This window comes from Prauserella shujinwangii (assembly GCF_003001955.1).
Taxonomy (GTDB): Bacteria; Actinomycetota; Actinomycetes; order Mycobacteriales; family Pseudonocardiaceae; genus Qaidamihabitans; species Qaidamihabitans shujinwangii.
Map to the genome: position 1 here is coordinate 145,784 of NZ_PVNH01000011.1, position 24,840 is coordinate 170,623.

Here is a 24,840-nt window from a genome sequence, read left to right on the forward strand (position 1 = left end):
AACCGAATCAAGTGCTGGCCGCCGTCGCCGATCTGCAGCGCCGGGCCAACGACGCGGCAGGTGGCGCACACAACCTCGAGGCGATCCGGTTGCTGCGCCGGGCCCTGCGCCGGCTCGGCTCGGCGGGCGACGCCGGGCCCGAGTGGGTCGCCGCCCGCATCCGGGTGCTGATCAGCCTCGCCCTCGCGACGGCGGAGGTGGGCTCCACCGCGGAGGGCTTCGCGGGCCTGCATGAGGCCGAGTCGCAGCTGGCCGCGCTGCCCGCAGGCGCCGAGCGGCGCACCCTCTCCGCCGTGATCTCCGGGCAGCGGGCGTTGCTGCTGTTCCGTGTCGGCCGCCCCGGAGAGTCGCTCGCCCTGTTCGACGCGATGATCCCGATGCTGGAGCGGGACGTTGACGACGGCGGGCTGCTGCTGACCCGCACCGTCACCAACCGGGCGCAGATCCACGCCGAGATGGGCAACCTCGAAGCCGCGTCGCAGGACTTCGAACGGGCTCTCAAGCTCGCCGTCGAGCACGGGCATCCCCGGCTGGAGGGCAAGGCCCGGCACGGGCTCGGCGACCTCGCCCAGCTCGCCGGGGACGTGCCCGGGGCGCTGCGCCACTACGACGAGGCCGCGCGCATCCTCGAGTCGGAGGCTCCTGGCTGGGTCGCCAGGGTCCGCCTCGACCAGGCGAGGGCGCTGCTGGTCGCGGGCCTGGCCGAACACGCCGCCCGCCATCTCGACGAGGCCCTGCCCGACCTGCGCCGCAACCGGGTCATCCAGGACGTGGCCGAGGCCGAGGTCGCCAGGGCCGCCGCCGCGTTGCTCGAAGGCGACTACGCGCTGGCCCGGCGGCTGGCGGTCGCCGCCAGACGCCGCTTCCTGCGCAGGCAGAACCTGCCGTGGGCCGAGGTCGCCGCGCTGGCCAGGCTGCGCGCCGACGCCATGGAGGCGCTCGGCCGGGACGCCCGGCCACCGGCCTCGCTGCCCGAGCGGCTCGTCGAGCTGGCCGACCGGCTCGCCGGGCTCGGGCTGCGGGACGAGACGGCGGCGGCGCGGCTGCTGGCCGTGCGGTTGCTGCTGCGCAGGAACGCCGCCGACCGGGCCGCCGAGCAGCTGGCCAAGGTGCCGAAGCCGCAGCGAACCAGCCCGGTCGACCACCGGATGCTGCTGCGGCTGTGCCGCGCCGAGCTGGCGGTGGCCACCGGACGGACGCGGTCGGCGCTCGCGCAGGCCCGCGCCGGGCTCACCGAGCTCGGCTGGGCCAGGGACCGCATGGGCGGCCTCGACCTGCTGTGCGGTACCGCCGTGCACGGACAGGAGCTGGGCGGGCTCGCCGTCGGCCTCGTGCTTTCCCGCGCCAGGGGCCAGTCCGACGCCCGGCGGTTGTTCGCGTGGCAGGAACGCACGCGGGCGCAGGTGTACCGCTACGAGCCGCTGCCCGCGATCGACGACCCGGAGCTCGCCCGGCTCCTCACCGAGATGCGCCAGGTGCAGCGCACGGTGCAGCAGAACCGGCTCGCGGGCAAGCCCGTCCAGGCGCTCGAGAACCGGTACGCCCGGCTGCAGCGCGAGGCGAGCAGGCTCGGCTGGTACACGAGCCAGTGGGGCAAGCCGCGTCCCGTCGCCTCCCCGGAGGAGGTCGCCGAGCAGCTCGGCGACCGGGCGCTGGTGAGCCTCGTCGGGCACGGCGACGAGCTGGCGGCCGTGGTGCTGCGGGACGGCCGGTTCCGGCTGGTGCGGCTCGGCTCGCTCGCGGAGGCCGTGGAGATCACCAAGCAGCTGCACGCCGACCTGGACGCACTGGCGCCCGACCAGCTGCCGCGGCCCCTGGTCAACGCCGTCAGCGCGTCGGCGCACCGGCGGGCGGACCGGCTCGACGAGCTGCTGGTCCGGCCGCTGGCGGACGTGCTCGGCGATCGGGAGCTGGTGATCGTCCCGCTCGGTTCGCTGTACGCGCTGCCCTGGGCGGCGCTGCCTTCGCTGCGTGGCAGGCCGATCGCGGTGGCCCCCTCGGCGACCGCGTGGTTCGCCGCGGCCAGCGGGCCACGCCCGGAACCCGTGCTGCTCGTCGGGGGTCCCGGCGTGCCCGGCGCGGTCGGCGAGGTACGCCAGCTGCGGTCGGTGTACCCGGGCGCGCGGCTGGTCGAGGGCGAGCACGCGACCAGTGAGGCGGTGCTGTCGGCCCTGGAGGGTTCCGGGGTGGCCCACCTCGTCGCGCACGGTGCGCACGAGCCGGCCAACGCGCTGTTCTCCCGGCTGGAGCTGGTCGACGGCCCGCTGTTCGCGCACGAGACCGCACGCCTCGGCCGTCCGCCGGAGCGGGTCGTGCTCGCCGCGTGCGAGCTGGCGCTCAGCCACATCCGGCCCGGCGAGGAGGCGCTCGGCTTCGCCGGTGCCCTGCTCGCGGGAGGTTCGCGCACCGTGGTGGGCGCGGTCGCCAGGGTCGGCGACCGCGCGGCGGCCGACACCATGACCGACCTGCACCGCAGGCTCGCCGCCGGGACGTCCCCCGCCACCGCGCTCGCCGAGGCGGTCGCGGTGGATCCGCTGCGCCGCCCGTTCCTCTGCCTCGGCTCCGGCTGAGCCACTGCTGCCGGGTCAGGTGCGTTCGGCGGCGCGGACCAGGCGGGCCGAGAGGTAGCGGATCGCGCCCTCCAGGAGCACCCGCGCCAGCGGGCCGGAGCCGGGGATCTTCGCGGTGAACGAGCCACGCCAGCACAGTTCCGTGCCACCCGAGTCGGTGGGGGTGAACAGCACCTCGGCGCGGTAGTCGCCGACGGGTTCGGGGGCGCCGGCGAACGTGTAGACGTGCCTGCGGCCGGGTTCGTACTCGACGGTCTCCTCCCGCATCAGCAATGGCCACGCGCCGACCTTGCGGATCGCGCCGACGCCACCGGGCTCCGGCGTGCCCAGGCGTTCCCAGCCGGACACCACGATGACCGGCTTCGCCCAGTCGGACCATCCCGCGCCGTCGGTCTCCAGCCGGAACAGCCGCTCCGGTGGCGCCGTGCTCGTGCGCCGGACCTCGAACGAGTAACGCTTGCCCGCCACGGGCCCACCTCCTTTGTTGGCAGGACGATAACAGCGATGCGTCAAGATGGCGGCGTGCGTCCGACCCGTGCCGATCTCGCCCCGCCCCGCTGGCTGGTGCACCTGCTGCGCAGCGAGCCCACCGCGCCGCCCTGGTCGAGAGCGGTGCGTGCGGCCGTCGCGCTGGCCGCGCCGCTCGCCGTGGCGTTCGCCGCGGGGGACCTCAGGCTCGGCGCGCTCGTGTCCACCGGCGCGCTGCCGACGCTGCTCGCCGACGCCGCGGGCCCGTACCGGTACCGGGCGCAGCGGCTGGGCGGGGCGGTCGGCGCCGCCGTCGCCGGTTTCGCGATCGGCCTGCTCACCGGCGGCGACCTCGGGCTGTCGATCCCGGCCGTGGTGCTGGTCGCCGCCGTCTCGGCGCTGATCAGCGCGGCGGGGAGCAACGCCTCGGTCGCCGCGCTGCAACTGTTCGTGTTCACCGTGCTCGGCACGGGGCAGCATGCGCTGGGTGTCGAGTTCGGACCGGGGCTGGCCGCGTTCACCGCGGGCGGCGCGTGGGGCCTGCTCGTCTCGCTCGTGGGCTGGACCGTGCACGCCACCTCGCCGGAGCGGCGTGCGGTCGCACAGGTCTACATCGAGCTCGCCGCCATGCTCTCGGCCAGGAACACCGCCACCTCCTTCGCCGCGCGCCAGCAGCTGACCACCGCGCTCAACACCGCCTACGACCGGCTGCTCACCGCGCGGTCGTGGCTGTCCGGGCGGGACGCCACCTACCGGGGGTTGCTCAGCCTGCTCTCGGAGAGCACTCCGGCCGTCGAGGCCTCGGTGGCGATGGTCAACGCGGGCAGGCGCGCGCCCCGCGAGGTGGTCGACCACTTCACCGCACTGGCGACCGCGGTCCTCGCCCGCACGCCGCTGCCGGAACCCCCTGCCACCAACTCGCCGGATCCCGCGGTCGCGGCGCTGTACACCGCGCTGACGAGGATCGGCCGGGGCACCGAGCGGGCGCGCCGGGCGCGGGAACCCGTCACCGTCCGGCTGCGCGAGTGGGCGCACACGCTGGCGTCCGGCCCGCTCACCTGGCTCGCCGCGCTGCGGCTCACCCTGTGCGTGGCGATCGCCGAGCTCGTCGGTGTGCTGGTGCCCAGCGAGCGTTCGTACTGGATCACGCTCACGGTCGGCATCGTCCTCAAACCCGACTTCGGCTCGGTGTTCGGCAGGGCGGTGCTGCGCGGGCTGGGCACGGTCGCCGGGGTCGGCATCGGCGCGCTCGTGCTCGGGCTCGGGGTACGGGGCGCCGCGCTGGTGGCGCTGGTGGCGTTGTTCGCCGCGGGCGCGGCGGTCGGCAAGGTGCGCAACTACGGCATCCTCAGCGCGTTCATCACGCCGCTGATCATCGTGCAGATGGACCTGACCGTGGGCGGGGACTGGTCGCTCGTCGTCGCCCGGCTGCTCGACACGGTCGCGGGCTGCCTCATCGTGCTGGTCTTCGGCTACCTGCTGTGGCCGGGCAGCCGGGAACCGAGGGTCGGCAGCAGGCTCGCGGAGGCCACCGAGGCGGTGTCCCGCTACGTCGACCACGGGCTGCGGCCCGCGACGGAACCCGCGCAGCGGGCGGAACGGTCCCGCCGCAGGCGCCGCGCCTACCGGGCGCTCGCCGACGTGCGCACCGCGTTCCAGCAGGTGGTGGTCGAACCGTCGGCCGCGGGCAGGCAGGCCGCCGCGTGGTGGCCGGTCATCGTGGCGCTGGAACGGGTGGCCGACGCCGTCACCGAGGTCGTCGTCACCGTGGAGCAGGGCACCGAACCGCCCGCCGCGGACGACGTGGCTTCGCTCACCGCCGCGCTCGCCGAGCTCGGGTCGGCGGTGCGGGAGCAGCGCGACCCCGCGGAGCCCGAGCTGCCCGGCGGTGACCAGCTGTCCGGTGTCGTCGACCAGCTCCGGACCGCGTTCGACGCCGTGCGCGGGCCCGACCTGGCGCGGGGCTGACCCCGGAAGGGTGCCCCGTGTTGCGGGCCATCCCGAATGCTGGTGCATTGGAGGTATGGCTATGGACTTCAACCAGCTGAAGAAGAAGGCGCAGGACGCGCTGGGCAAGAACAGTCACAAGGTCGAGCAGGGCATCGACAAGGCGAGCGGCTTCGCCAAGTCCCGGTTCGGCAAGCAGGCCGGCAAGATCGACAACGCCACCCGCAAGGCCAAGGACTTCCTGCACAAGCAGGAGCGCGGCGGCGGGGGGACCCCGGGGAACGAACAGCAGCGGTAACCGACCACGTGGTGTCGTGAGTGCGGAACGTGGTGAGAGCAACGTTTTTCGCTCACGACAACCATGCGGGCGGTCAGGCCACCTCGCCGATCGCGACCCCACCCTCCAGCGCGGTGATCCGGCCGCCGCGTTCCCCGAGCGCGAGCAGACCGTCGCGGGCCTCCGGCGCGGTCAGGTCCACCCGGACCCCGGCGCGCGCCGCCGAGCGATGCCGGTCGACGGCGTGGCTCCCGTCGTATCCCGCCTGGATGGTGGCGGCGAGCCCGCCGGTCGACGCCAGCGAGCCGCGCGCGGCGCCGAGCTTGCCCAGCGCCTCGTCGAGCACCGGGAGCAGCGCCTCCCGGTTGCCCTCCGTCATCGCCCGGACCAGGTCCGGCCGCGTGCCCGCGACCCGCGTCCCGTCCCGGAACGACCCGGCCGCCAGCGCCGCCGCCAGCGGCCCGCCGTAGGCACCCACCGCCGCCAGCACGGCCGCGAGCAGGTGCGGCAGATGCGACACCCGCGCCACCGTCTCGTCGTGCGCCGCGGCGCCCAGCGGGATCACGTGGGCGCCCACGTCCAGCGCGAGCGCGGCCACCTCCCGCCACACCGCGAGGTCGGTGTCCCGCTCGACGCCCACCACCCAGGCGGCGCCCGCGAACAGGGTCGGCGACCCGGCCGTCCAGCCGGACTTCGCCGTGCCGGCCATCGGATGCCCGCCCACGTACCGGGCGGCGGGCGCGATCCGGCGCACCGCGTCGAGCACCGGTCCCTTCACGCCGGTGACGTCGGTCAGCAGTACCTCGGGGGCGTGCCGCGCGACGGCGCCGAGCACGCCGTCCACCGCGGTCAGCGGCACCGCGAGCACCACAAGCGCGTCCCGCTCCGCCGCGCGGCGGAGCGCGGCCGCCACGTCGGTGCCCGCGTCGCAGCCGTCCGCGCGGGCCGCCTCGGCGTCCTCGGCCGAGTCGGTCGCGCCCCACACCCTGCGGCCCGCCGTGGCGGCCGCGCGCAGCACGGAACCGCCGATCAACCCGAGCCCGATCACACACACGTCTCGCACGCTGGTCATCCTCCCGCACCAGGGGATCAGCCGCGGAGCGCGTCCAGCGCGTAGGCGGCGTAGAGGGCGACACCGGAGGCCAACGCCGCCTCGTCGTAGCGGACCCGGTTGGAGTGGTTCGGCGCCACCTGGTCCGGGTCGGTGTCCGGAGGGCAGGCGCCGAGGAACGCGAACGCGCCGGGCACCCGCTGCAGCACGTACGAGAAGTCCTCGGCGCCCATGACCGGGTCCGGCATCTCGTGTGCGTGCCGCTCGCCGAGGACCTCACCGGTGAGGGCGAGCACCCGGCGCGCCTCGGCGGCCTCGTTGACCGTCGGCGGGTATCCGGGCTCGATGTCCACCACGACCCGGCAGCCGTGGGCGGCTCCGACCCCCTCGCACACCTGAGCCAGCTCCGAGCGCACCAGCGCCCTCGTGCGCTCGGACAGCGTGCGGATGGTGCCCTCCAGCTCGGCCGTCTCCGGGATCACGTTGGACGTCGTGCCCGCCGTGATCCGGGTGACGGACAGGACCGCGGGGGTGAACACGCTGACCCTGCGGGTGAGCATCGCCTGCAGTGCGCCGACCATCTCCGCGGCCGCCGGCACGGGGTCGAGCGCGTGGTGCGGCGCGGAGCCGTGCCCGCCCCTGCCGGTGACGCGGACGACGAACGAGTCGGCGGAGGCCAGGATCGGCCCCGGCCGGGTGCCGATCTGGCCGCTCGGCGCGTTGGCGTACGTGTGCAGGGCGAACGCCCGCTCGACGCGTTCGCCCGCGGCGTCGAGCACACCCTCGTGGATCATGTGCCGCGCGCCGTGGAAACCTTCCTCGCCGGGCTGGAACATGAACACGACCGAGCCGGCGAGCTCGTCCCTGCGGGCGGCGAGCAGCCGGGCCGCCGAGGCCAGCATCGCGACGTGGGTGTCGTGGCCGCACGCGTGCATGGCGCCCGGCACCGTCGAGGCGAACTCGCTGCCGGTGTCGTCGGTCATCGGCAGCGCGTCCATGTCTCCCCGTAGCAGCACGGCCGGACCCGGTTTGGCCCCGCGCAGCACCGCGGTCACCGAGGTGGTCGCCGTGCCCGTGCTGACCTCCAGCGGCAGGTCGTCGAGCGCGCGCAGGATCGCGGCCTGCGTCTCCGGCAGCCGGAGCCCGAGCTCGGGGCGGCGGTGGATCTCGCGGCGCAGGGCGATCGTCCTGGGCTGGAGTGCCTCCGCCTCGGCGAACAGGCCGGCGAAGCGGGCGTCGGGGAGGGAGGGCAGTTCGGTGGGTCCGGTCATGATCCCGATAGTGGCACGCCCGGAGTGCGGTTTCGGCGATCGGGAACGTGGCGACGGGTATACGGTGGGGCGCATGGCGGTGAAGGAGCCGATCACGGGGTTCGCGGTGGCCGTCGTTCGCGAGGACGGCCGATGGCGATGCAGCCCGCTCGACACGGCTGCGCTCGCCGAGCTGGACGCCGCGATCACGGAGCTGCGCAAGATGCGGTCCACCGGCGCGGTCTTCGGTCTGCTCGCCGTTGACGACGAGTTCTTCGTGATCGTCAGACCCAGCCCGACCGGGGTGTCGCTGCTGCTGTCCGACGCCGCCGCCGCGCTCGACTACGACATCGCCGCGGACGTGCTCGACCTGTTGCGGGTCGAACCGCCGGACGAGGACGACGAGACCGTGTGGCCGGAGGGTGACCTGGAGATCCTCGCCGACCTCGGCATGCCGGGCGTCGAGCTGGAGGTGATCGTCAACGAGGTCGACCTCTACCCCGACGAGCAGCTGCAGATGATCGCGCAGCGCTGCGGGTTCGGCGACCACTTCGGCAAGCTGCTCGACGAGCTGTGAGCCGGGGCCCGGTCGACGTCACCGAGGCCGTCCGGGCCGCGCTCGCGGCCGCCCGCAGGGCGCGGGGCACCGCCGACGTGCCCATCGGCGCGGTCGTGTTCGGTCCCGACGGTGCCGAGCTCGCCTCCGCCCGCAACGCGAGGGAGCAGCTGGGGGACCCGACCGCGCACGCCGAGATCCTCGCGCTCCGCGCGGCGGCGCGTGTGCACGGCGACGGCTGGCGGCTCGAGGGCTGCACGCTCGCGGTGACCGTCGAGCCGTGCACGATGTGCGCGGGCGCGCTGGTGCTGGCCCGCGTGGCGCGGGTGGTGTTCGGTGCGTGGGAGCCGAGGACGGGGGCGGTCGGCTCGCTGTGGGACGTGGTCCGCGACCGCAGGCTCAACCACCGACCCGAGGTGATCGGCGGGGTCCTCGAACGGGACTGCTCGGCGTTGCTGGCCGAGTTCTTCGCCCGGCAGCGCGGGGACGGCGCCCCGGACCCCTTCGAAGCTCGCTGAGGCCGTGCAGTACGCTTGTCGGCGGTAGCGTGTCCGAGCGGCCGAAGGAGCGCGACTCGAAATCGCGTGACGGGTAACCCCCGTCCGTGGGTTCAAATCCCACCGCTACCGCATCCGCCCGGGGCGGGTGCCCTGCCCGTTCGGGTGGCGGCACCCGCCCCGGCGCCGTTCCGGCTGCTACGCGGCGCGGTCACGGTCCCATCACGTCACCCGTAAGCGTGAAACCGTCGCCGTCTCCTCCGCGATGCGGTGGGTATGGCTCTCGTCCCACGTCGCCCCGCCGTCACCGTGCTGCTCGCCGCCCTGCTCGTGCTCGCCGGGCTGCTCACGGCGCCGGTGGCGTCGCTGAGCCCGAACGCCGACGCCGCGCCGGCGTTGCCGCCCGGTTTCGTCCTCCGCGACGAGCCGAGCGGCCAGCAGCCGTGGGACCTCACCGACTTCGCCTATCTGCCCGACGGCGGAGGCCTGCTGAGCCTCGGCAAGGAAGGCACGGTCGCCTGGGTGGCGCCGGGCGGCTCCGCCCGCACGATCGCCAGGCTGCCCGTCGTCACCACCGCCGATCTCGGCCTGGTCGGCCTCGCGGTCGCGCCGGACTTCAGCACGACGAGGCGTGTCTACCTGGCCAGGTCGGCGCCGACGAGCGCGGGCCGCTCGTACCGGCTGGAGCGGTACGCCGTCACCGGATCGCCCGAGCCCACCGGGCTCAGGCTCGAGAAGGTGCTGCTCGACGAGCCGGGCGTGGCGACCGTGCACGGGCTCACCGGCATCGTGGCCGCACCCGACGGGACGGTGTGGGTGTCCTTCGGCGACGACGCGAGCTACACCAGGGTCGATCCGCGCGCACTCATCGCGCTCGACCCCGACCGGCCGCAGGGCAAGATCCTGCACCTGACCCCCGACGGCCTCGGGGTGCCCGGCAACCCGTACTACGACCCCGCCCAGCCCGGAGCGGTCCGCAGCAAGGTGTTCGCCAGCGGGTTCCGCAGCCCGTTCCGGTTGTCCCTCGACCCCCGCACCGGGCTGCCGGTGGTCGGCGACGTGGGCTGGAACACCTGGGAGGAGATCGACCTCGTGCGGCCGGGGCGGTCGTACGGGTGGCCGTGCTGGGAGGGCACCGCGCCCACGCCCGGCTACGCCGACCTCGCGGGCTGCGCCGGGGCGACCAACACACCGCCGCTGGTCACCCTGCGCCACGGCACCGGCGTCGACAACGCGAACAGCGTCACCGGCGGCATCGTCTACTCCGGCACCAGCTACCCGGAGCAGTACCGGGGCGCGTACTTCTTCGGCGACTACGCCAGGCACAAGCTGTGGTCCCTGCGCTACGACGTCGCGGGCGACCTGACCCAGCCGCCGCAGAGCCCGCCGTTCGGCGTGGACATCGGCAGGCCGGTGAGGTTCGCCGCCGCCGCCAACGGCGACATCGTGTACGCCGACATCGGCACGGGCAGGCTGACCAGGCTCAGCTACGTCGAGGGCAACACCCCGCCGGTGGCGAACGTGGAGACGTCGACGGACCCGGCCACCCGCACGGTGACGTTCGACGCCTCGTCCTCCTACGACTTCGACGGCGAGCCGCTGCGGTACGAGTGGGACTTCGGCGACGGCACCGGCGGCACCGGCTCACCCGTGACGCACACCTACGCGGCGGGCGTCGAGCGCGCGACCGCGCGGCTCACCGTGACCGACCCGCTGGGGGCGACCGGCACGACCACGGTCACGGTGGTGCCCGGCAACCACTCACCGGTGCTCGACCTGACCACACCCGGCGACGTCGAGTTCGCCGTCGGGGAGACCGTGTCGCTCGGCGCGACCGCGACCGACGCCGAGGACGGCGCGTTGCCGGTGCGCTGGACCAGCAGCGTGCAGCACTGCCCCGACCAGACGGCCTGCCACGCCCACCCCGGCGTGAGCGGCGACGGCCCCGCGTTCGCGCTGCCGTTCACCGACCATCCCGACTCGCGGATGACCGTCACCGCGACGGTGACCGACAGCGACGGCGTCTCGGTCGGCCGCACCTACACGGCCTGGCCGAGGGAACACCTGCTGACCCTGGACAGCAACGCGCCCGCCGTGCTGCGGATCCCGGTCGAGGGTGGCGTCAGCGCCGCCCTCGTCACGGAGGGCGCGACCGTCGACGTGCTCGCCGCGGAGCACGCGGGCGACGGGGTGTCCCCGTTTGCCGGGTGGGCCGACGGGGAACCGGCCCGTTCGCGCACGATCACGATGGGCGCCGGGGACCGGACGCTCACCGCGCGCTACGACACGCCGATCGAGCAGCGCTACGCCGCCGAGCCCGGGCTGCGGTCCCTGCTCGGCGAGCCGACCGGGCCGGAGGTCGTGGACGACACCTCCGGGGTGCACTACCGGCTGTACGAGGGCGGCAGGCTGTACTGGTCGGCGGCCACCGGCGTGCACGCGATGAAGGGCGCGATCCTGCGGAAGTACCTCGACCTCGGCGGCCACGGCCGGTTCGGTGCCCCGGCGACGGACGAGCGGGCCACCCCGGACGGCGTCGGCCGGTACAACCACTTCGCCGGTACCCCGGCCACCGGGCAGGCCTCGGTCTACTGGACGCCGCGGACGGGCGCGCACGCGGTGTGGGGCGCCATCCGGCGCGAGTGGGCCGCGCTGCGCTGGGAACACGGCCCCATGGGCTACCCGACGACCGACGAGCGGCCCACCCCGGACGGCGTGGGCCGGTACAACCACTTCTCGAAGGGCGCGTCGGTCTACTGGACGTCGCGGACGGGCGCGCACGGCGTGTGGGGCGCGATCCGCGGCCGGTGGGCGGCGCTCGGCTGGGAACACGGCCGGCTCGGATACCCCACCACCAGGGAGCGGGGGACGCCCGACGGCGTGGGCCGGTACAACCACTTCTCGAAGGGCGCTTCGGTCTACTGGACGCCGCGCACGGGCGCGCGCGAGGTCTACGGCGCCATCCGGAACCGGTGGCGGGCGCTGGGTTGGGAGCGTTCGTACCTCGGCTACCCGGTCACCGGTGAGTACGGCTCCCCCGGCGGCAGGCGCAGCGACTTCCAGCGCGGGTACATCCGGTGGTACCGCAGCACGGGCACGGTGATCGACCGGCGTTACTGAGCCGGCACCGCTCGCGCGCGGACCACGTGCCCGGCCCGGACCTCGACGTCGAACTCGCCGCCGGCGAGCGGGCAGCGCGCGGAGACCGCCCGGCCGGCGAACGCGCCTGCCTGCCGGGCCCACTCCAGCCACACCACGACGTCGAGCGCCGGTCCGGTGACGCGCTCCGCCGGGCCGCCCCAGGCCGCGGCCACGCCGGTGACGTCCAGCAGGAAGCACCGCAGCGACCACGGCACGGTGGCCAGCCGGGCGAGCACGTCCCCGGTCGAGCGTTCGTCGGGGACCGTGACCTCCGTTCCGGTGCCGAGCGCCCGGGGTGGCGCGGCAGGGTCCACCCGCAGCCGGATGCCGGTCCGGCCGTCCGGCGGCGGCGACGCGGGTACGTGGCCGCCGCCAGGCGGGGCGAGTTCGGGCACCTCCGGTCCCCACGGGCGGACGGTGGCGACCAGCTCGGTCAGTCCGGCGCAGACGACCGCGCCGCCGGTCGGCATGCGGACCAGCCAGCCGCCGCTGCGTGCGCTCACCCTCGGCCCCCGCCGCGGGAGCAGCCGGGCGACGATCTCGCCTGCCGCCGCCCGTGCGGCCGGGCCGCCGAACAGCGGCCGCGCCCAGTCGGCCGCCGCCCGGTCCCCGCAGGCTCCGCACATCTACGGCATCACGTCCCCGGCGTTCGGGCCGAGCGTCTGCCCGACGTAGAGGTTGCCGCCCGGCTCACCGGCGAGCAGCACGGCGGTGGGCGCGACCTCCTCGGGCGTGCCGAACCGGCCCAGCGGCAGCTCCGCACGCTTGGCCGCCTTCCAGTCCGCCGTGATCCCCGCGACCATCGGGGTCTCGATCGGTCCCGGCGCGATGGCGTTCACCAGCACGCCGTGCCCGGCGACCTCCAGCGCGAGCGACTTGGTGAACCCGATGACCCCGGCCTTCGCCGCCGCGTAGTGCGAGAGCGCCGGGCCGCCCTTGATCCCGAGCTGGGAGGCGATGTTGATCACCCGGCCGAACCCGCGCTCGACCATGCCGGGAACCACCCGCCTGCAGCACAGGAAGACTCCCGTGAGGTCGACCGCGATCGTCTCCGCCCACGTCGCCGGATCCATCTCCAGCAGCGGCGCCTCGGTGAGGATCCCCGCCGAGTTGACGAGGACGTCGATCCGGCCGAGCGCGCGCTCGGCGCCGGCCACCGCGGTGCGGACGGACGCGTCGTCGGTGACGTCGATGCGGACGTCCGCACCCGCGCGGTCGGCGACCACCACCTCGGCGCCCTCCCGCAGGTAGGCCTCCGCGATGGCCCTGCCGATGCCGCCCGCACCACCGACCACGAGCGCGGTGCGATCCCGTAGAAGTGCCACGTCGTTCCTCCTCACGCCGGCATGCGCACGGTCAGCCCGCCGTCGACGACCACCGCCTGCCCCGTCACGTACGACGCCTCGGGCGAGGTCAGGAACCGGATCACCGAGGCCACCTCGGCCGGGTCCCCCGCGCGGCCGAGCGGGATGTCGCCACCCGCCCTGGCCAGGCCGTCCGGGCCGAGCGAGTTGACCGGGTCCAGTGACTGCGGCGTCACGACGTAACCCGGGATCACCGTGTTGACGCGGATCCCGCGGGGAGCCAGCTCCACGGCGAGGCTGCGGCACAGTCCGAGCACCCCGGACTTCGCCGCACCGTAGTGCGCGTGCTCGCCCCAGCCGTACACCCCGCCCGCGATCGAGGAGACCGCCACCATCGCCCCGCCGGTCATGTGGGCGGCGGCGGACCGGAAGGTGCGCAGCACCCCGGTGAGGTCCACCGAGAGCATGTCGTCCCACGCGGCGTCGGTCAGCTCGGCCAGCGCGGCCCTGCGCAGCACACCCGCGTTGGCGACGGCGATGTCCAGCCTGCCCCACTCGTCGACGGCCCGGCGAGCGAACCCGTCGACCCCGGCCGGGTCCCGCACGTCCACCTCGTGCACGACGCACTCGCCGCCCGCCGCCTCGACGGCCTTGACCGTCTCCTGTGGATCGTGTGGGTCGCCCGGGAAGGTGCCGACGACGGTGCGGACGCCGCGTTCGGCGTAGGCGACGGCCAGCGCGCGGCCGATGCCGCTCGCGGCTCCCGTGACGACCGCGACGGCGCTCATCCCTCGAGCACCTTCGCCTTGCGGGCACCGAACATCACGAACCCGGAGAGGAACGTGCCGACCGCGCCGACCAGCAGCGCCGCCTCGCCCCAGTCGGAGCCCGCCGCGAGCAGTGCGGTGACCACCGCGCCGGCGAGGATCGCGCCGGGCTGGGAGAGCGCGTTGAGGAACGCGGTCCCGGTGGCCCGGCAGCGGGTGTCGTAGCACTCGCCCATGTAGAACAGCAGCGCGGCGTACGGGCCGACCAGGAAGAACATGCCAAGCGAGTAGAGCGTCACCACGGCGATCGTTCCACTCGCGACAGTCAGCATCAGCGCGAACATCAGGCCCGAGATGATCCAGCCGTAGGCGATGACGTTGCGGCGGCCCAGCTTGTCCCCGATCCACCCGTGCGTCACGTAACCGAGGTAGCCGACCGCGTTGATGACGATCAGCATCAGCAGGGAGTTGGAGAAGCTGACCTGCTTGCCCTCGGTGAGCACCGTGGTGCCGAGCACGCTGAACACTTGGATGCCGAACCAGTTGGTGAACCACGCGAAGCCGAGCACCAGCGTGTTCCGCAGCGCCGGGCCACGGAAGATGGCCACGAGCGGGGCCGATGGCTGGTCCTCGACGCCGTAGGCCCGAGCCAGCTCGGCGGCCTCGGCCGCCTTGCCCGCCTTGCGCAGCCGCCGCAGCCGCTGTTCGAGCTCGAACTGCGGGCTCTCTCGCAGGCCGCGCCGCATGATGGCGATGAGCAACGCGGGGAAGACCGCCAGCAGGAAGCAGCCACGCCAGCCGACGAGCGGAAGGAAGATCGCGACGAACGCCGCGGCGAGCAGCACGCCGAGCGGCCAACCGCCCTGCACGAGGCTGTAGACGAGCCCGCGCCGCTTCTTGATCTTCTCGTCCTCGGTGACGGCGTAGATCTCGTTGAGGTAGGTGGCGTTGACGGCCTGTTCGGACAGGCCGAGGCCGCCGAGCGCGCGGACCCCGACCAGGTAGGCCGCGTTCGGGGTGACCGCGGTGGCCGCGGAGGCGAGCGCGGTGCCGGAGACCGTGAGGATCATGCCCTTCCGGCGGCCGATCCGGTCGACGACGGGCCCGACTCCGAGCGCGAAAACGGCGGTCCCCACCGAGACCAGTGTGGACACCAGCGCCGCGGTCGCGGCGGTCCAGCCGAAGGCTCCGGAGATCTCCGGCAGCAGGGTGCCGAACATGATGTAGTCGAACACCGCGAACAGCCACGCGAAGAACGCGATGATGGTGGCCTTGCGGGTGGCGCGGACACCGATACGGGGCAACGACCTCGCCGTGACGGCGGTGCCGACGGTGGGGGTTTCGGACATGGGAGTGCCCTTCTCGAAAAGGGTCGTACTCGGCAGCGGGCGGGTCAGGAGCGCGGGAACCGCGCCAGGAAGTCGTCGGCGATCTCGTCGAAGGTCGCCCAGCGCACACCCTCGTGCCCGTTGATGTGCTCGATGAGCCGCTCCAGCATCAGCAGGGTCTGTGGCCTGCCGGAGACGTCGGGATGGATCGTCATGGTGAAGGCGGCGTAGTCCAGCTCCCGGTGGACCCAGTCGAACTGGTCCCGCCACAGCTGTTCCAGATGCCTCGGATTGACGAAGCCGTGGCTGTTCGCGCTCGCCTTCACGAACATCATCGGAGGCAGGTCGTCGAGGTACCAGTTGGCCGGGATCTCCACCAGGCCGGTCTCCTCGCCCCGGACGAGCGGCTTCATCCAGTCCTCGGCCGCCCTGGAGTAGTCGATCTTCGTCCAGCTGTCGCCGACCCGCACGTAGTACGGCGTGAAGTCGTTGTGCATCAACGAGTGGTCGTACTTGATCCCGCGTTCGAGCAGCAGCTCGTTGGTGACCGGGGAGAACTCCCACCACGGCGCGACGTAGCCGGTCGGCGCGCGGCCGGTCAGCTTCTCGATGAGCTCGATGCTGCGGTCGAGGACCGCGCTCTCCTGGTCGCGGGTCATCGCGATCGGGTTCTCGTGTGAGTAGCCGTGCGCGCCGATCTCGTGTCCCGCGTCCACCACCATGCGGGTCTGGTCGGGGAAGGTCTCCATCGAGTGCCCCGGGATGAACCACGTCGTGCGCAGGTCGTTCCGCTCGAACAGGCGGAGCAGCCGGGGCACGCCGACCTCCCCGGCGAACAGTCCCCGTGAGATGTCGCAGGGCGAGTCCTCCCCGCCGTACGAGCCGAGCCAGCCCGCGACGGCGTCCACGTCGACGCCGAACGCGACAAAGATCTCCTTGGGCATGGGTCAGGTCCTTTCCGTGGAAGTCGAGCGCCCGCGCAGCTCGCGGGCGACCCTGGCGGGATCGCGGAAGCAGCCGAGCAGGGCTGTCAGGAGCACGCGGGCCTGCGACGGGCGCAGGTCGCCGACGGGGACGGCCCCCGCCTCGACCAGGTCGATGCCGCCGCCGTTGCGGTAGAGCTCGGCGATCGGCCCCGCGTGCACCCGGGTGGACAGTGCGACCACCACGCCGTCGGCGGTCAGGCGCGCGACGGCGTCGCGGACGGCCGGGTTGGCGTTTCCCGCGCCGGTGGCCTCGAGCACCACCCCGGTGCTGCCCGCCGCGGTCACCGCGTCGAGGGCCACCGTGTCCGTGCCGGGGTAGCACGGGACCACGTCGACCCGGACGCCGTCGAGCGCGAAGTCGGCGAGCACGAGCGGGGTGGAACGCGCGGGCGTGGCGGTGAGTTCGACGAGTCCTTGCCGCGTGTGGCCGATCGGGCCGCGGTCGGGTGCGGAGAACGCGGCCGGTGCCACGGTGTGCGCCTTCCGCGTGCCGCGGGCCGGGAAGATCCGGCCGTCGAACGTGATCAGCACTCCGTGGTCGCGCGCCGGGGTGGAGGCGGCGACCGCGATGGCGTCCGCGAGGTTGCGCGGGCCGTCGCTGTCCGGGTTGTCGGCGGGTCGTTGGGCCCCGGTGAACACGACGGGCCTGGGGTCGTCGTGGAACAGCTCGGCGAGGAACGCGGTCTCCTCCATGCTGTCGGTGCCGTGGGTGACGACGACGCCGAGCACGTCCGGGTCGGTCAGGGCGGCGTGCACCTCGTGGACGACCCGCCGCATGTCGTGCGGGGTCAGCAGGTAGCTGCCGAGGCAGAACACGTCCTTGCCGTCCAGCGCGACGCCGGGGTCGGCAGGCAGGCGCTCCAGCAGCGCGCTGGCGTCGTCGTGGGCGAGACCGCCGCGGGTCGCGATGGTTCCGCCGGTGGACAGGACGACGACCTTGCGCACGCGACAACCTCCTCGGAGCAACAACCCAAACGTTTGGGACAAACGTTTGGGTATCATGCACTCGGAGGCGGCGGGAGTCAACGGCCCGCTGTTACGATCGTGCGAAATCGTTTGGTGAGAGGCGAAGCGGACTGGTGGGCGCTGACAGAACGGCACCCGTGACGTTGCGGATGCTCGCCGAGGAGCTGGGCCTCCACGTCTCCACGGTGTCCCGGGTGCTGCACGCCAAGCCCGACGAGAGCCATCGGGCGGCCTCCAAGGCGACCGTCGAACGCGTGCGCAGGCTCGCCGACGAACTCGGCTACCGGCCGAACCCGCACGCGACGAGCCTGCGGACCCAGCGCAGCAACCTGGTGGGCGTGCTCGTGCCCCGGCTGTCGGACATCGTGCTCGCGACGATCTACGAGGGCATCGAGGAGTCCGCGGGCGAGCACGGCCTCTCCACGTTCGTCACCAACACCAGGGACGTTCCCGAGGTGCAGCGGGCGCGCACGGACATGGTGCTCGCGCGGCGGGTCGACGGGATCATCTTCGGCGACGCCTACGCCGACGCCGAGTTCCTCCGGGAGGTCGCCGCCCGCGGCGTCCCGTTCGTGCTCGTCAGCAGGCACGCCGGCGACTACCCGTCGGTGACCTGCGACGACTACCTTGGCGGGCGCATGGTCGGCGAGCACCTGCTCGGGCTCGGGCATCGCGACGTCGCCGTGGTGGCCGGCGAGCCCTACGCCAGCACGGGGATCGACCGGACGGCCGGGTTCGCCGACGCCTACGCCGAGGCGGGGATCGAGATCCCGGGGCACCGGATCCTGCACTCCCGGTTCGACGCCCGCGGTGGGCACGAGACCACCGCCCGGATCCTCGCCGACGGCGAGCCACCGTCGGCGATCTTCGCGGTGAACGACTTCGCGGCCATCGGTGCCTTCGGCGCCGTGCGCGACTACGGCCTGCGCGTCGGCGCCGACATCGCCGTCGCGGGCTTCAACGACACCCCGCTCGCGGCGGAGCTGCCGGTGCCGCTGACCACCGTGCGCTCGCCGATGCACGAGATGGGCAGGCGCGGGATCGACCTGCTGGCCAGGCTGCTGCAGGGGGAGCAGGTGCGGTCCGAGCGCCTGCGCCCGGAGCTGGTCGTCCGGGCCTCCACCGACCCTCGAGCGTGAAACCGTGGTTCGGCCGAGTGGTCCGACTGGACCTGCCCGGCACCCGGAGGCCGAAGACGGCCCCAGCATCGGAACCCTTCCGGCCGGCGAGACAGTAAGTGTGGACTATGAGATCCGCATCGGGAAGGGCGTGACGGTGGGCTCAACCATGACCGTCATCGGCGTCATGCGTCCGCTCGGCATGAACGAGTTCTACAACACCGTGAAGATTGCCGTGCAGCGGTAGGTTCGGGCTACCGATCAGGAGTTGCGCACGAAGTGTTCAAAGTTATCGGCATGCAGTGCGGACAGCTGGCCACTACAGCGGCAGAGACCACGATCGATCCGCGCCCGGAAGGTCCACGATCTGGTCGCCATCCTGCGCGATCGTGATCGTGAACTCGTCGGGGCGCGGCTGTCCGAGGCGCTTCCACAGGTCGTGCGCGGCCTCCAACTCATCCCACAAGCGCCGGTTGCCTCCTTGGATGACCTGGCGGTCGGTGGTCGTGTCGGTCGTCACGCGCGCCCATGCCTGGCTGCGGGGATCGGTGAGGCAGAAGTACATCGGGCCGCGCTTCTCACCGTTCTTGATGGTGACGTGCCCTGCCACCGTTCCCGGCAGAGCCAACTGTGCGAGGAACGCGAACGAGCGCGTGCGGAGCGCGGCGGGGTCGAGACTGGTCGTCCGCTGTTCGCCGGGCTCGCGGACCGCCCGTGACGACAGTTCGGGCAACTGCTGGAACGGTTGCTCGGTACTGCGCAACGGCATGAAGTTCGCTGTCTCGGGGAGGAATTGGCCATGAACGGACCTGTCATCGCCGATGGTGAAGAGTGCGAGACTGCCTGCGAAGTCGCCGCGCAGGTCGATGAGGATGGTGCCGCCGGGCCGTGTTTGGTCGAGCCACGCGGGCGGCAGCTTCCGGATGGAGGCGGTGGCGATGATCCGGTCGTAGGGGGCGCGGGCCGGGTGGCCGAGGTAGCCGTCTGTGACGACGAGGGTCGGGGCCAGGCCGAGGCGCTCCAGGCGGTCCCGAGCGTCGGTGACGCACTGGGCGCTGATGTCCACGGAGATGATCGAGTCCGAGCCGAGCCGATGAGCGAGTAGGCCGGCTGTCCATCCGGTGCCGGTGCCGATCTCCAGCACAGTGTCCCCCTCAGACGCCTGACTGGATTCCAGCATGGTTGCCACCACAGACGGTGCGGAGCATGACGTGGTGGGGATGTCGCGGTCGTCGATGTCGGTCAGCAGCGCCTCGTTCTGGTACACGGCGCGAAGCCAGTGCTCCCGCTGGGCGACATCGGTGCCGTCGAGGGTCTGGCCGCCGAGGTTCTGCGGCAGCGTGAACCGCGGCGCGAACAGGTGCCGGGGCACGGCCTCGAAGGCTGCGCGCCATGCAGGCATTGTCAGCTTCCTAACGGCCGCCACCTGCTCGATCAGGGCATGGTTCAGCTCGTCGGCCAGTCGCCGCAGCCGGTCGTCAAGCTCGATCACGTCAGTCACAGTTCTCCTCCGGCCAGCTCGGCAGCGAGGGCGGCGCCGATGGGAAGCCTGGTCGCTTCCTGTATCCATCCCCATTGCCCGCTGGGGTTCAGGTCAACGAAATAGTGCTGGTCATCTTCGGTCACGACGAAATCGGCGGCAGCGAACGACAGCCCGAGACGCTCGGTCATCCGCAGCAACGCCTTCTCGATGTCATCCGGCAGCTTCGTGGGCTCGTAGAGCAACGCGTCGTAGTCCGCACGCCAGTCAAGCAACTCTTCGGTGGTTTCGTCGTCGACCAGGATGTTCGCCGCGAACACGCGCTTGCCCACCACGGTCGCTCGCACGTCCCGCACCTTCGCCACGCGCTGCTGGAACTGGTGCGCTGTAAGTGCGACCCGGCCATCCGCCATGCCCGAGCCGGTGACCGGAGTGGTGTATACGAGCGCCACCCGATCCCCGTCTGTCACCGTGGCGGAAGTGAGGGTCTTGTAGACGACCGAGGAACCCAGGTGGGCGCTGTGCTTGTCAGCATCGCCGGGCGCGTTGGTGATCACGGTTCGGGGCACCTCCAGCCCGCACGCCGCCGCAGTCGCGTACTGGACTGGCTTGTACTCGGCGTCCGCTGCACGCGACGGGTGGTTCACCCACGCGCACGGCAGACTCCCGAGAAGCCCGACGATGCCCCGCCGAGCTTCTCGGGCGGCGAACCGTTGTTCGGCGTCGGTCATCGAGGATGGAAACGTGAACGCGGTCGGCCTTCGGACATAGACACTGCGGATGTCGCGCAGGCCGACCGACCCATCCGGGCCGCGGATCTCGCCGCTCCATGAGCCGTCGAACCACGCGCTCACCTCCACCGCGAGTGGAAAGTCGCCAGGGTCCATCCGGAAGACCTGTACGCCTCGGCGATCCAGCTCCATGACGACGAGATCAGCTGTCGTGTCGCCCGGCTCGGTCAACACCAGCACAGTGTTCGCGGCGGCGGGGTGTGGTCCGGGATTCATGGCGTCAACCAGTCGCTCTCCCACGCTCTAGCTGTCGTTCTCGGCGTCGTATCGGGTGTCCCCTTCGTCGCTGCCGTCGGTCGACATCGAGGTGAGCTTTTCGGTGGCCATGTTGATCAGGCCGTCTACGGAGCGCACGCGGACCACACTGCGCGGAGTGGGGATGGCCCGCAAGGTGAGGCCAAACGGTGTCGTAGCGGAGTCCGAGATGGACTCTGCGGTTGGGGTGATGATTCCATTGCGAGCCCCGAGCGGGAAACGCTCGGCCGTGTCGGTGAGAAGTCCAGTAGTCATGCGTGATTCTCCTCTGCGTTCTTGAAGACCGTTATTATTTTCTGAGGCGGTGATCTTGTCGCCCCGCTCTGCCGTGCCACGCCTTCAGTATTCGATCCGCTTATGCGTCAGTCACCACTCTTCGGTAGTAGGCGCGGCAGTTCTTGGGTGTCCCTCTCCTCTGGTTGTATTCGTTCGTTCGGTAATTCGACCCATACATGCGGTAGACCGCGTTCATCCGCAAAGCCTCTCGCGTGCTTGGCAGGTGCGGTGGGCGCGTGCTCGCCGTGCGTGGCATCAAGCCACGCTCGTACGTCCCTCAGTCGTATTTCGTCGCCGCGCAACGACAGTGCTTGCCACCACACTTTCTCCACGCCTGAGTGGGTAAATGCATTTGCCCTTGCCACGACGTGACACGGCACCCGGCGGCGGGGCAACCAGGCCCGCCAACCGCGGCGTGGGTCGCGGCATTGCTCGCAGTGTCCGTCGGCGTCCGTCTCGTGTCGCGTCAGCAACGCCATGGCGAAGCCGGTCAGTCGGAGGAGCCATTCGTATTCGTCGCGCGTACCGAATAACTCCGGCCGCTCGCCATCGCCACATTCCAGCCAGGTGACGAGGAGATCGAGCTGTCCGACGAGCGCGTCCCGGTCGGTGGACATGGTTACGTGCCGGTGGTCGAGCGGTCAGCTCGGTGTGCATTGTCAAGGCCGCCTTGAATCAGGGGACGGCTGTCGCCGGAAATTCCAATCGGTGCTTCGTTTGCCTTCTGTTCAGTGACGTGCGTGATGCCGCGCAGTGCTCGGGCAATCCGATAGTGGTCATCCGCAGTCAGCGTCATCTCCTCTTGCAGGGCGACGACGTACAGCGGCAGCAGTTTGTCGACCTTGCGGAACTGCTCGATCAGTTCGCCGCTGTCAGTGGCCCTCGGCGCCGTCATCACTGGCACCACTCCGGCAGCCGTGCGCACTGCGGACTCGGTGCATCGGCAGTGCGACGGCCCAACAGCAGCCGTGCGCCCGTGTCGCGGAATCTGGCGGATGAGCTGCTCGGCTACCCGACCATCGGGCGGCAGGTGGCCTATGCCGACCATGACGACGGCGAACGAATCCGGCAGGCGGAGTACGTCACAGAGGCCGGCGAGACACGGCCGAGACTTTGCCTTACCAGTGCCCGTGTCGGTGAAGACGGTGCAGAGCTGCAAGCGTTCCCGCTGGCAGTAGCGCTCAAGGCTGCGACGGCAGGCCGCCAGGTGCCGGGACTGCCTGGACGCCGAGCGCACGTAGCCGTACACCAGCGGCTGGCCGCCCGACTCTTCCCGGAACCCAGCCGAGCGGAACACGGCCGTCTCTAGCGCCTGTACTGAGTCGTGCCACTGACCAGCGTTTACGTTGTTCATGTCTGCCATCCGTTGTTGCCGGGCTCCCTGCTGGACGACACCCAGCGCCGGGAGATGCATCGGCTGGCCGAGCAGCAGGGGAACGCCCACGTGGGGACGAACCTGCTCGGAGGAGCCGACGGAGATGTGTCATCCCGACGCCGGGTGCCTGGTAAAGAGCCTGGTTAACCGGGGTTCTCCTGGGAATGGCCTGGTGTGGCACTTCCGTGGCACTTCCGATATCCCGAACCGTGATCGTGTGGTTGCATAGCGATCAGGAAGGAGGCGGCATGGCGTCGGTGGCCCGCTGGTCTGGCCGGGAAGCGAAGGCGTTGCGCCGTGCCCTCCGACTGAGCATCCGCGACTTCGCGGCGAGCCTCGGCATCGGGGTCCGTACCGTAACGAAGTGGGAAGCCCTCGGCCCTGACACCACGCCCCGCCCGCACATGCAGGCCGTGTTGGACACCACCCTGTCGAAGGCCGACGCGGACGCCAAGCTGCGCTTCGAGTTGCTGCTCATGGACGACGGCAACGCCCCGCTCGCGCAGCACTACCGCAGTGGTCCACGGGAGTGGGACTACGAGACCTGGACCGATGACCTTGGCCGGGCAGCTGCCTGTCTGGCGCGGCAGGACTTCAAGTTCGCCGCCAGCCTCGTCGACCGCTGGCTGCGCCGATTCGCCCCGCACAGCCTGGACTCCCATGGGCTGTACCTGCACGCCCGCTCCCTGGTGCTGCTCGGCGACATGCAGCGCGACCAAGGAGCGATCCAGGGGCCGATGTCGGCTCGTCAGACCTACCGCAAGGCGCGGCAATTGTTCCAGAGCCTGGAGGTACCGCGGCGGGCGGCACAGGTGGAGTTGTGGCTGGCTGTTATCGACGAAATGGCTGGTCACTTGGAGCAGGCGGCCAAGCGGTACGAGGCCCTGGCTGGCGATGAACGGCTCAGCATGCGTGACCGTGCCCGCGCCCGGCTGTGGATCGGCACAGCGCTCAGCAAGGAAGGCAAGAACGACCACGCGGTGCGAGTGATGGCCACCGCCACCCAGGAGTTTGAGGACCTCGAGGAACCTGAGGATTGGTCGGTCGCCCACCAGAAGCTCGCCTTGGCGTACCGCGGCTCGGGCGACCTCAACAGCGCGCTGCGCTACATCGACGTGGCCTTGTCCAACCGTTCGTCAGACTCCCCGATGCAGCGCGTCCGTCTGAATACGGCCCACGCGCACATCCTGCTGTCCGATCCCATGACGACGAACAACGGCCTGTCGATCCTCGGGCAGGCGGCAACCATGTCACGCGAATTCGGACTGTCGCATCAGCTGCGGAGTATCGACAATATCCGCTCTGATTTTGAGCGCTCGGCGCGCTAACACAGTTAAAGGAGCGATTCGATAGTGAGCAATTCGCGCGACGATGTCACCGAGCAGAACCGGCGGGATGCCCGAACCATCTGGGACTATCACCAGATCGGGCATGACGTGTCACCGTGCGACGTGGCGATCGGGCTCGGCAGCCATGACCTCGGTGTTGCCGCGTATGCCGCCGAGCTGTACCACGCTGGCCTCTTTCCGCTGCTGGTGTTCAGCGGTGCCACCAGCCCGACCACGGCCAAGCGTTTCCCGCGCGGCGAGGCTGTGCATTACCGCGAGCACGCCATCGAACTCGGTGTGCCAGACAGCGCCATCCTGGTTGAACCGCAGGCCAGCAACACCGGCCAGAACATCGCGTTGTCGCGGGCGTTGCTGGCCGAACACGGTCATGCGCCGCGTTCCGTGCTGCTGATCTCCAAGCCGTACATGCAGCGGCGAGCCTTTGCCACGTGCCGCAAGGTGTGGCCTGAGATCGAGGTCGTCTGCGCCTCGGAACCACTCAAGCTCGACGATTACGTGCAGTCCATCGGGGACGAGAAACTCGTCATTGACATGCTCGTCGGCGACCTACAGCGCGTGATCGAGTATCCGAAGCAGGGCTTTGCCATCGAACAAGATGTGCCCGCGGAAGTGCGCGCCGCCTATGACCGGCTGCTGGCCGCTGGTTTCGACAGCCGCATTTTGAGGCAGTGAAGGGTGGCGATTACGGCAGCCGCGCCTTGTGATGTTGATGCGTTGTCGCTGGTAGTGGCTGTGGTGGGCGTGGGTTTGGTGCAGGCGTCGCCAGTCTGGCCAGAAGCTTCAGGTGCTCTCGGTTGGTGAGCAGGGCGCTTGTGGCGTTGGCGTATGTGAACAAGGGCGAGAGACCTACGCTGCCCTGGTCGGTGGGTTCGGAGTAGGGACGACCACGGTGTTCCGCTATGTCCGCGAAGGCGTCGACGGCACCCTGATCTCGATTGACCGGGTCGGCATGGCGTCGGGCTATGACCGCGCGTTCTTCTCAGGTAAGCACAAACGGCATGGCGTGAACGTGCCGGTCATCGCGATCCGGCCGGTCGGCTGGTGTGGGCCTCGCTCGCGCTTCTCGGCGCTCGCCACGAAAACGGATC

The 24,840-nt window shown here is 71.6% G+C and carries 23 protein-coding genes, 1 tRNA gene and 1 pseudogene; 12 read left to right on the forward strand and 13 right to left on the reverse strand.

Annotation, left to right across the window (positions count from 1 at the left end):
- The first annotated feature begins 14 nt into the window (after positions 1 to 14).
- Positions 15 to 2,570 (forward strand): CHAT domain-containing protein, encoded by a 2,556-nt coding sequence (locus B0I33_RS24865; RefSeq protein WP_106181442.1) that lies wholly within the window; start codon positions 15 to 17, stop codon positions 2,568 to 2,570.
- Positions 2,571 to 2,585: 15 nt separating this feature from the next.
- On the opposite strand, the gene B0I33_RS24870 is transcribed toward B0I33_RS24865, so the two are convergent.
- The gene (locus tag B0I33_RS24870; RefSeq protein ID WP_106181300.1) at positions 2,586 to 3,038 is read right to left on the reverse strand and encodes an SRPBCC family protein; all 453 of its coding nucleotides are present in this window, start codon (positions 3,036 to 3,038) and stop codon (positions 2,586 to 2,588) included.
- A gap of 54 nt (positions 3,039 to 3,092) precedes the next feature.
- On the opposite strand from B0I33_RS24870, the gene B0I33_RS24875 reads away from it, so the two are divergent.
- Positions 3,093 to 5,006: an FUSC family protein gene (locus tag B0I33_RS24875; protein WP_106181301.1), complete on the forward strand. Its 1,914-nt coding sequence runs from the start codon at positions 3,093 to 3,095 to the stop codon at positions 5,004 to 5,006.
- A gap of 55 nt (positions 5,007 to 5,061) precedes the next feature.
- On the forward strand, positions 5,062 to 5,283 hold the full coding sequence (locus B0I33_RS24880) for an antitoxin (protein ID WP_106181302.1): 222 nt from the start codon (positions 5,062 to 5,064) through the stop codon (positions 5,281 to 5,283).
- A gap of 73 nt (positions 5,284 to 5,356) precedes the next feature.
- On the opposite strand, the gene B0I33_RS24885 is transcribed toward B0I33_RS24880, so the two are convergent.
- On the reverse strand, positions 5,357 to 6,334 hold the full coding sequence (locus B0I33_RS24885) for a prephenate dehydrogenase (RefSeq protein ID WP_106181303.1): 978 nt from the start codon (positions 6,332 to 6,334) through the stop codon (positions 5,357 to 5,359).
- 17 nt (positions 6,335 to 6,351) lie between these two features.
- Positions 6,352 to 7,584, reverse strand: coding sequence for a M20 metallopeptidase family protein (locus tag B0I33_RS24890; protein ID WP_106181304.1), 1,233 nt, complete (start codon positions 7,582 to 7,584; stop codon positions 6,352 to 6,354).
- A gap of 73 nt (positions 7,585 to 7,657) precedes the next feature.
- On the opposite strand from B0I33_RS24890, the gene B0I33_RS24895 reads away from it, so the two are divergent.
- From B0I33_RS24895 to B0I33_RS24910, 4 genes are all read left to right on the forward strand, one after another.
- Positions 7,658 to 8,140, forward strand: coding sequence for a tRNA adenosine deaminase-associated protein (locus B0I33_RS24895; RefSeq protein WP_106181305.1), 483 nt, complete (start codon positions 7,658 to 7,660; stop codon positions 8,138 to 8,140).
- The gene (locus B0I33_RS24900; protein ID WP_106181306.1) at positions 8,137 to 8,637 is read left to right on the forward strand and encodes a nucleoside deaminase; all 501 of its coding nucleotides are present in this window, start codon (positions 8,137 to 8,139) and stop codon (positions 8,635 to 8,637) included. The genes B0I33_RS24895 and B0I33_RS24900 overlap by 4 nt, the downstream gene beginning before the upstream one ends.
- A 23-nt stretch (positions 8,638 to 8,660) precedes the next feature.
- Positions 8,661 to 8,748, forward strand: a tRNA-Ser gene (locus B0I33_RS24905).
- Between the two features lie 144 nt (positions 8,749 to 8,892).
- On the forward strand, positions 8,893 to 11,736 hold the full coding sequence (locus B0I33_RS24910) for a PQQ-dependent sugar dehydrogenase (protein ID WP_106181307.1): 2,844 nt from the start codon (positions 8,893 to 8,895) through the stop codon (positions 11,734 to 11,736).
- Here the strand turns inward: B0I33_RS24910 and B0I33_RS24915 are convergent.
- Genes B0I33_RS24915 through B0I33_RS24940 form a run of 6 tightly spaced genes read right to left on the reverse strand, consistent with a single transcriptional unit; the run spans position 11,730 to position 17,087 of the window.
- Positions 11,730 to 12,383 carry a hypothetical protein gene (locus B0I33_RS24915; RefSeq protein ID WP_106181308.1) on the reverse strand — a complete coding sequence of 218 codons (654 nt, stop codon included), beginning with the start codon at positions 12,381 to 12,383 and terminating at the stop codon, positions 11,730 to 11,732. The genes B0I33_RS24910 and B0I33_RS24915 overlap by 7 nt on opposite strands.
- Complete coding sequence (locus B0I33_RS24920) at positions 12,384 to 13,082, reverse strand: SDR family NAD(P)-dependent oxidoreductase (RefSeq protein WP_106181309.1); 699 nt, start codon at positions 13,080 to 13,082, stop codon at positions 12,384 to 12,386.
- 11 nt (positions 13,083 to 13,093) lie between these two features.
- On the reverse strand, positions 13,094 to 13,849 hold the full coding sequence (locus B0I33_RS24925; protein ID WP_106181310.1) for an SDR family NAD(P)-dependent oxidoreductase: 756 nt from the start codon (positions 13,847 to 13,849) through the stop codon (positions 13,094 to 13,096).
- Positions 13,846 to 15,177: an MFS transporter gene (locus tag B0I33_RS24930; RefSeq protein ID WP_106181311.1), complete on the reverse strand. Its 1,332-nt coding sequence runs from the start codon at positions 15,175 to 15,177 to the stop codon at positions 13,846 to 13,848. The genes B0I33_RS24925 and B0I33_RS24930 overlap by 4 nt, the downstream gene beginning before the upstream one ends.
- Before the next feature lie 44 nt (positions 15,178 to 15,221).
- On the reverse strand, positions 15,222 to 16,100 hold the full coding sequence (locus tag B0I33_RS24935) for a polysaccharide deacetylase family protein (RefSeq protein ID WP_106181312.1): 879 nt from the start codon (positions 16,098 to 16,100) through the stop codon (positions 15,222 to 15,224).
- A 3-nt stretch (positions 16,101 to 16,103) separates the two neighbouring features.
- On the reverse strand, positions 16,104 to 17,087 hold the full coding sequence (locus B0I33_RS24940) for an asparaginase (protein ID WP_181193441.1): 984 nt from the start codon (positions 17,085 to 17,087) through the stop codon (positions 16,104 to 16,106).
- A 134-nt stretch (positions 17,088 to 17,221) separates the two neighbouring features.
- Between B0I33_RS24940 and B0I33_RS24945 the strand changes: the two genes are divergently transcribed.
- Together B0I33_RS24945 and B0I33_RS30750 are read left to right on the forward strand one after the other, a co-directional pair.
- Complete coding sequence (locus B0I33_RS24945) at positions 17,222 to 18,247, forward strand: LacI family DNA-binding transcriptional regulator (RefSeq protein ID WP_245901034.1); 1,026 nt, start codon at positions 17,222 to 17,224, stop codon at positions 18,245 to 18,247.
- A 100-nt stretch (positions 18,248 to 18,347) separates the two neighbouring features.
- Positions 18,348 to 18,473: a hypothetical protein gene (locus tag B0I33_RS30750; protein ID WP_281259455.1), complete on the forward strand. Its 126-nt coding sequence runs from the start codon at positions 18,348 to 18,350 to the stop codon at positions 18,471 to 18,473.
- 72 nt (positions 18,474 to 18,545) lie between these two features.
- On the opposite strand, the gene B0I33_RS24950 is transcribed toward B0I33_RS30750, so the two are convergent.
- The 4 genes from B0I33_RS24950 to B0I33_RS24965 form a co-directional block, all read right to left on the reverse strand.
- Positions 18,546 to 19,727 (reverse strand): methyltransferase domain-containing protein, encoded by a 1,182-nt coding sequence (locus B0I33_RS24950; protein ID WP_245901036.1) that lies wholly within the window; start codon positions 19,725 to 19,727, stop codon positions 18,546 to 18,548.
- Complete coding sequence (tgmB, locus tag B0I33_RS24955; RefSeq protein WP_245901038.1) at positions 19,724 to 20,671, reverse strand: ATP-grasp ribosomal peptide maturase; 948 nt, start codon at positions 20,669 to 20,671, stop codon at positions 19,724 to 19,726. Before tgmB ends, B0I33_RS24950 begins: the two co-directional genes overlap by 4 nt.
- A gap of 69 nt (positions 20,672 to 20,740) precedes the next feature.
- Positions 20,741 to 21,007, reverse strand: a complete 267-nt coding sequence (locus B0I33_RS24960; RefSeq protein WP_106181315.1) for a hypothetical protein — start codon at positions 21,005 to 21,007, stop codon at positions 20,741 to 20,743.
- Between the two features lie 640 nt (positions 21,008 to 21,647).
- On the reverse strand, positions 21,648 to 22,472 hold the full coding sequence (locus tag B0I33_RS24965; protein WP_106181316.1) for a recombinase family protein: 825 nt from the start codon (positions 22,470 to 22,472) through the stop codon (positions 21,648 to 21,650).
- A 179-nt stretch (positions 22,473 to 22,651) separates the two neighbouring features.
- On the opposite strand from B0I33_RS24965, the gene B0I33_RS24970 reads away from it, so the two are divergent.
- From B0I33_RS24970 to B0I33_RS30570, 3 genes and pseudogenes are all read left to right on the forward strand, one after another.
- The gene (locus tag B0I33_RS24970) at positions 22,652 to 23,731 is read left to right on the forward strand and encodes a hypothetical protein (protein WP_106181317.1); all 1,080 of its coding nucleotides are present in this window, start codon (positions 22,652 to 22,654) and stop codon (positions 23,729 to 23,731) included.
- A 24-nt stretch (positions 23,732 to 23,755) separates the two neighbouring features.
- Entirely contained in the window at positions 23,756 to 24,424 is a 669-nt protein-coding gene (locus B0I33_RS24975) for a YdcF family protein (RefSeq protein WP_106181318.1), read from the forward strand.
- A 241-nt stretch (positions 24,425 to 24,665) separates the two neighbouring features.
- Positions 24,666 to 24,832: pseudogene (locus tag B0I33_RS30570) on the forward strand (transposase family protein); the annotation flags it as partial.
- Positions 24,833 to 24,840: the final 8 nt, after the last annotated feature.

Coding starts and splice junctions, on each gene's coding strand:
- B0I33_RS24910 (WP_106181307.1), top strand. CDS start 8,893: ATGGCTCTCGTCCCACGTCGCCCCGCCGTCACCGTGCTGCTCGCCGCC.
- B0I33_RS24890 (WP_106181304.1), bottom strand. CDS start 7,584: ATGACCGGACCCACCGAACTGCCCTCCCTCCCCGACGCCCGCTTCGCC.
- B0I33_RS24960 (WP_106181315.1), bottom strand. CDS start 21,007: ATGACTACTGGACTTCTCACCGACACGGCCGAGCGTTTCCCGCTCGGG.
- B0I33_RS24880 (WP_106181302.1), top strand. CDS start 5,062: ATGGCTATGGACTTCAACCAGCTGAAGAAGAAGGCGCAGGACGCGCTG.
- B0I33_RS24895 (WP_106181305.1), top strand. CDS start 7,658: ATGGCGGTGAAGGAGCCGATCACGGGGTTCGCGGTGGCCGTCGTTCGC.
- B0I33_RS24915 (WP_106181308.1), bottom strand. CDS start 12,383: ATGTGCGGAGCCTGCGGGGACCGGGCGGCGGCCGACTGGGCGCGGCCG.
- B0I33_RS24970 (WP_106181317.1), top strand. CDS start 22,652: ATGGCGTCGGTGGCCCGCTGGTCTGGCCGGGAAGCGAAGGCGTTGCGC.
- B0I33_RS24925 (WP_106181310.1), bottom strand. CDS start 13,849: ATGAGCGCCGTCGCGGTCGTCACGGGAGCCGCGAGCGGCATCGGCCGC.
- B0I33_RS24930 (WP_106181311.1), bottom strand. CDS start 15,177: ATGTCCGAAACCCCCACCGTCGGCACCGCCGTCACGGCGAGGTCGTTG.
- B0I33_RS24885 (WP_106181303.1), bottom strand. CDS start 6,334: ATGACCAGCGTGCGAGACGTGTGTGTGATCGGGCTCGGGTTGATCGGC.
- B0I33_RS24935 (WP_106181312.1), bottom strand. CDS start 16,100: ATGCCCAAGGAGATCTTTGTCGCGTTCGGCGTCGACGTGGACGCCGTC.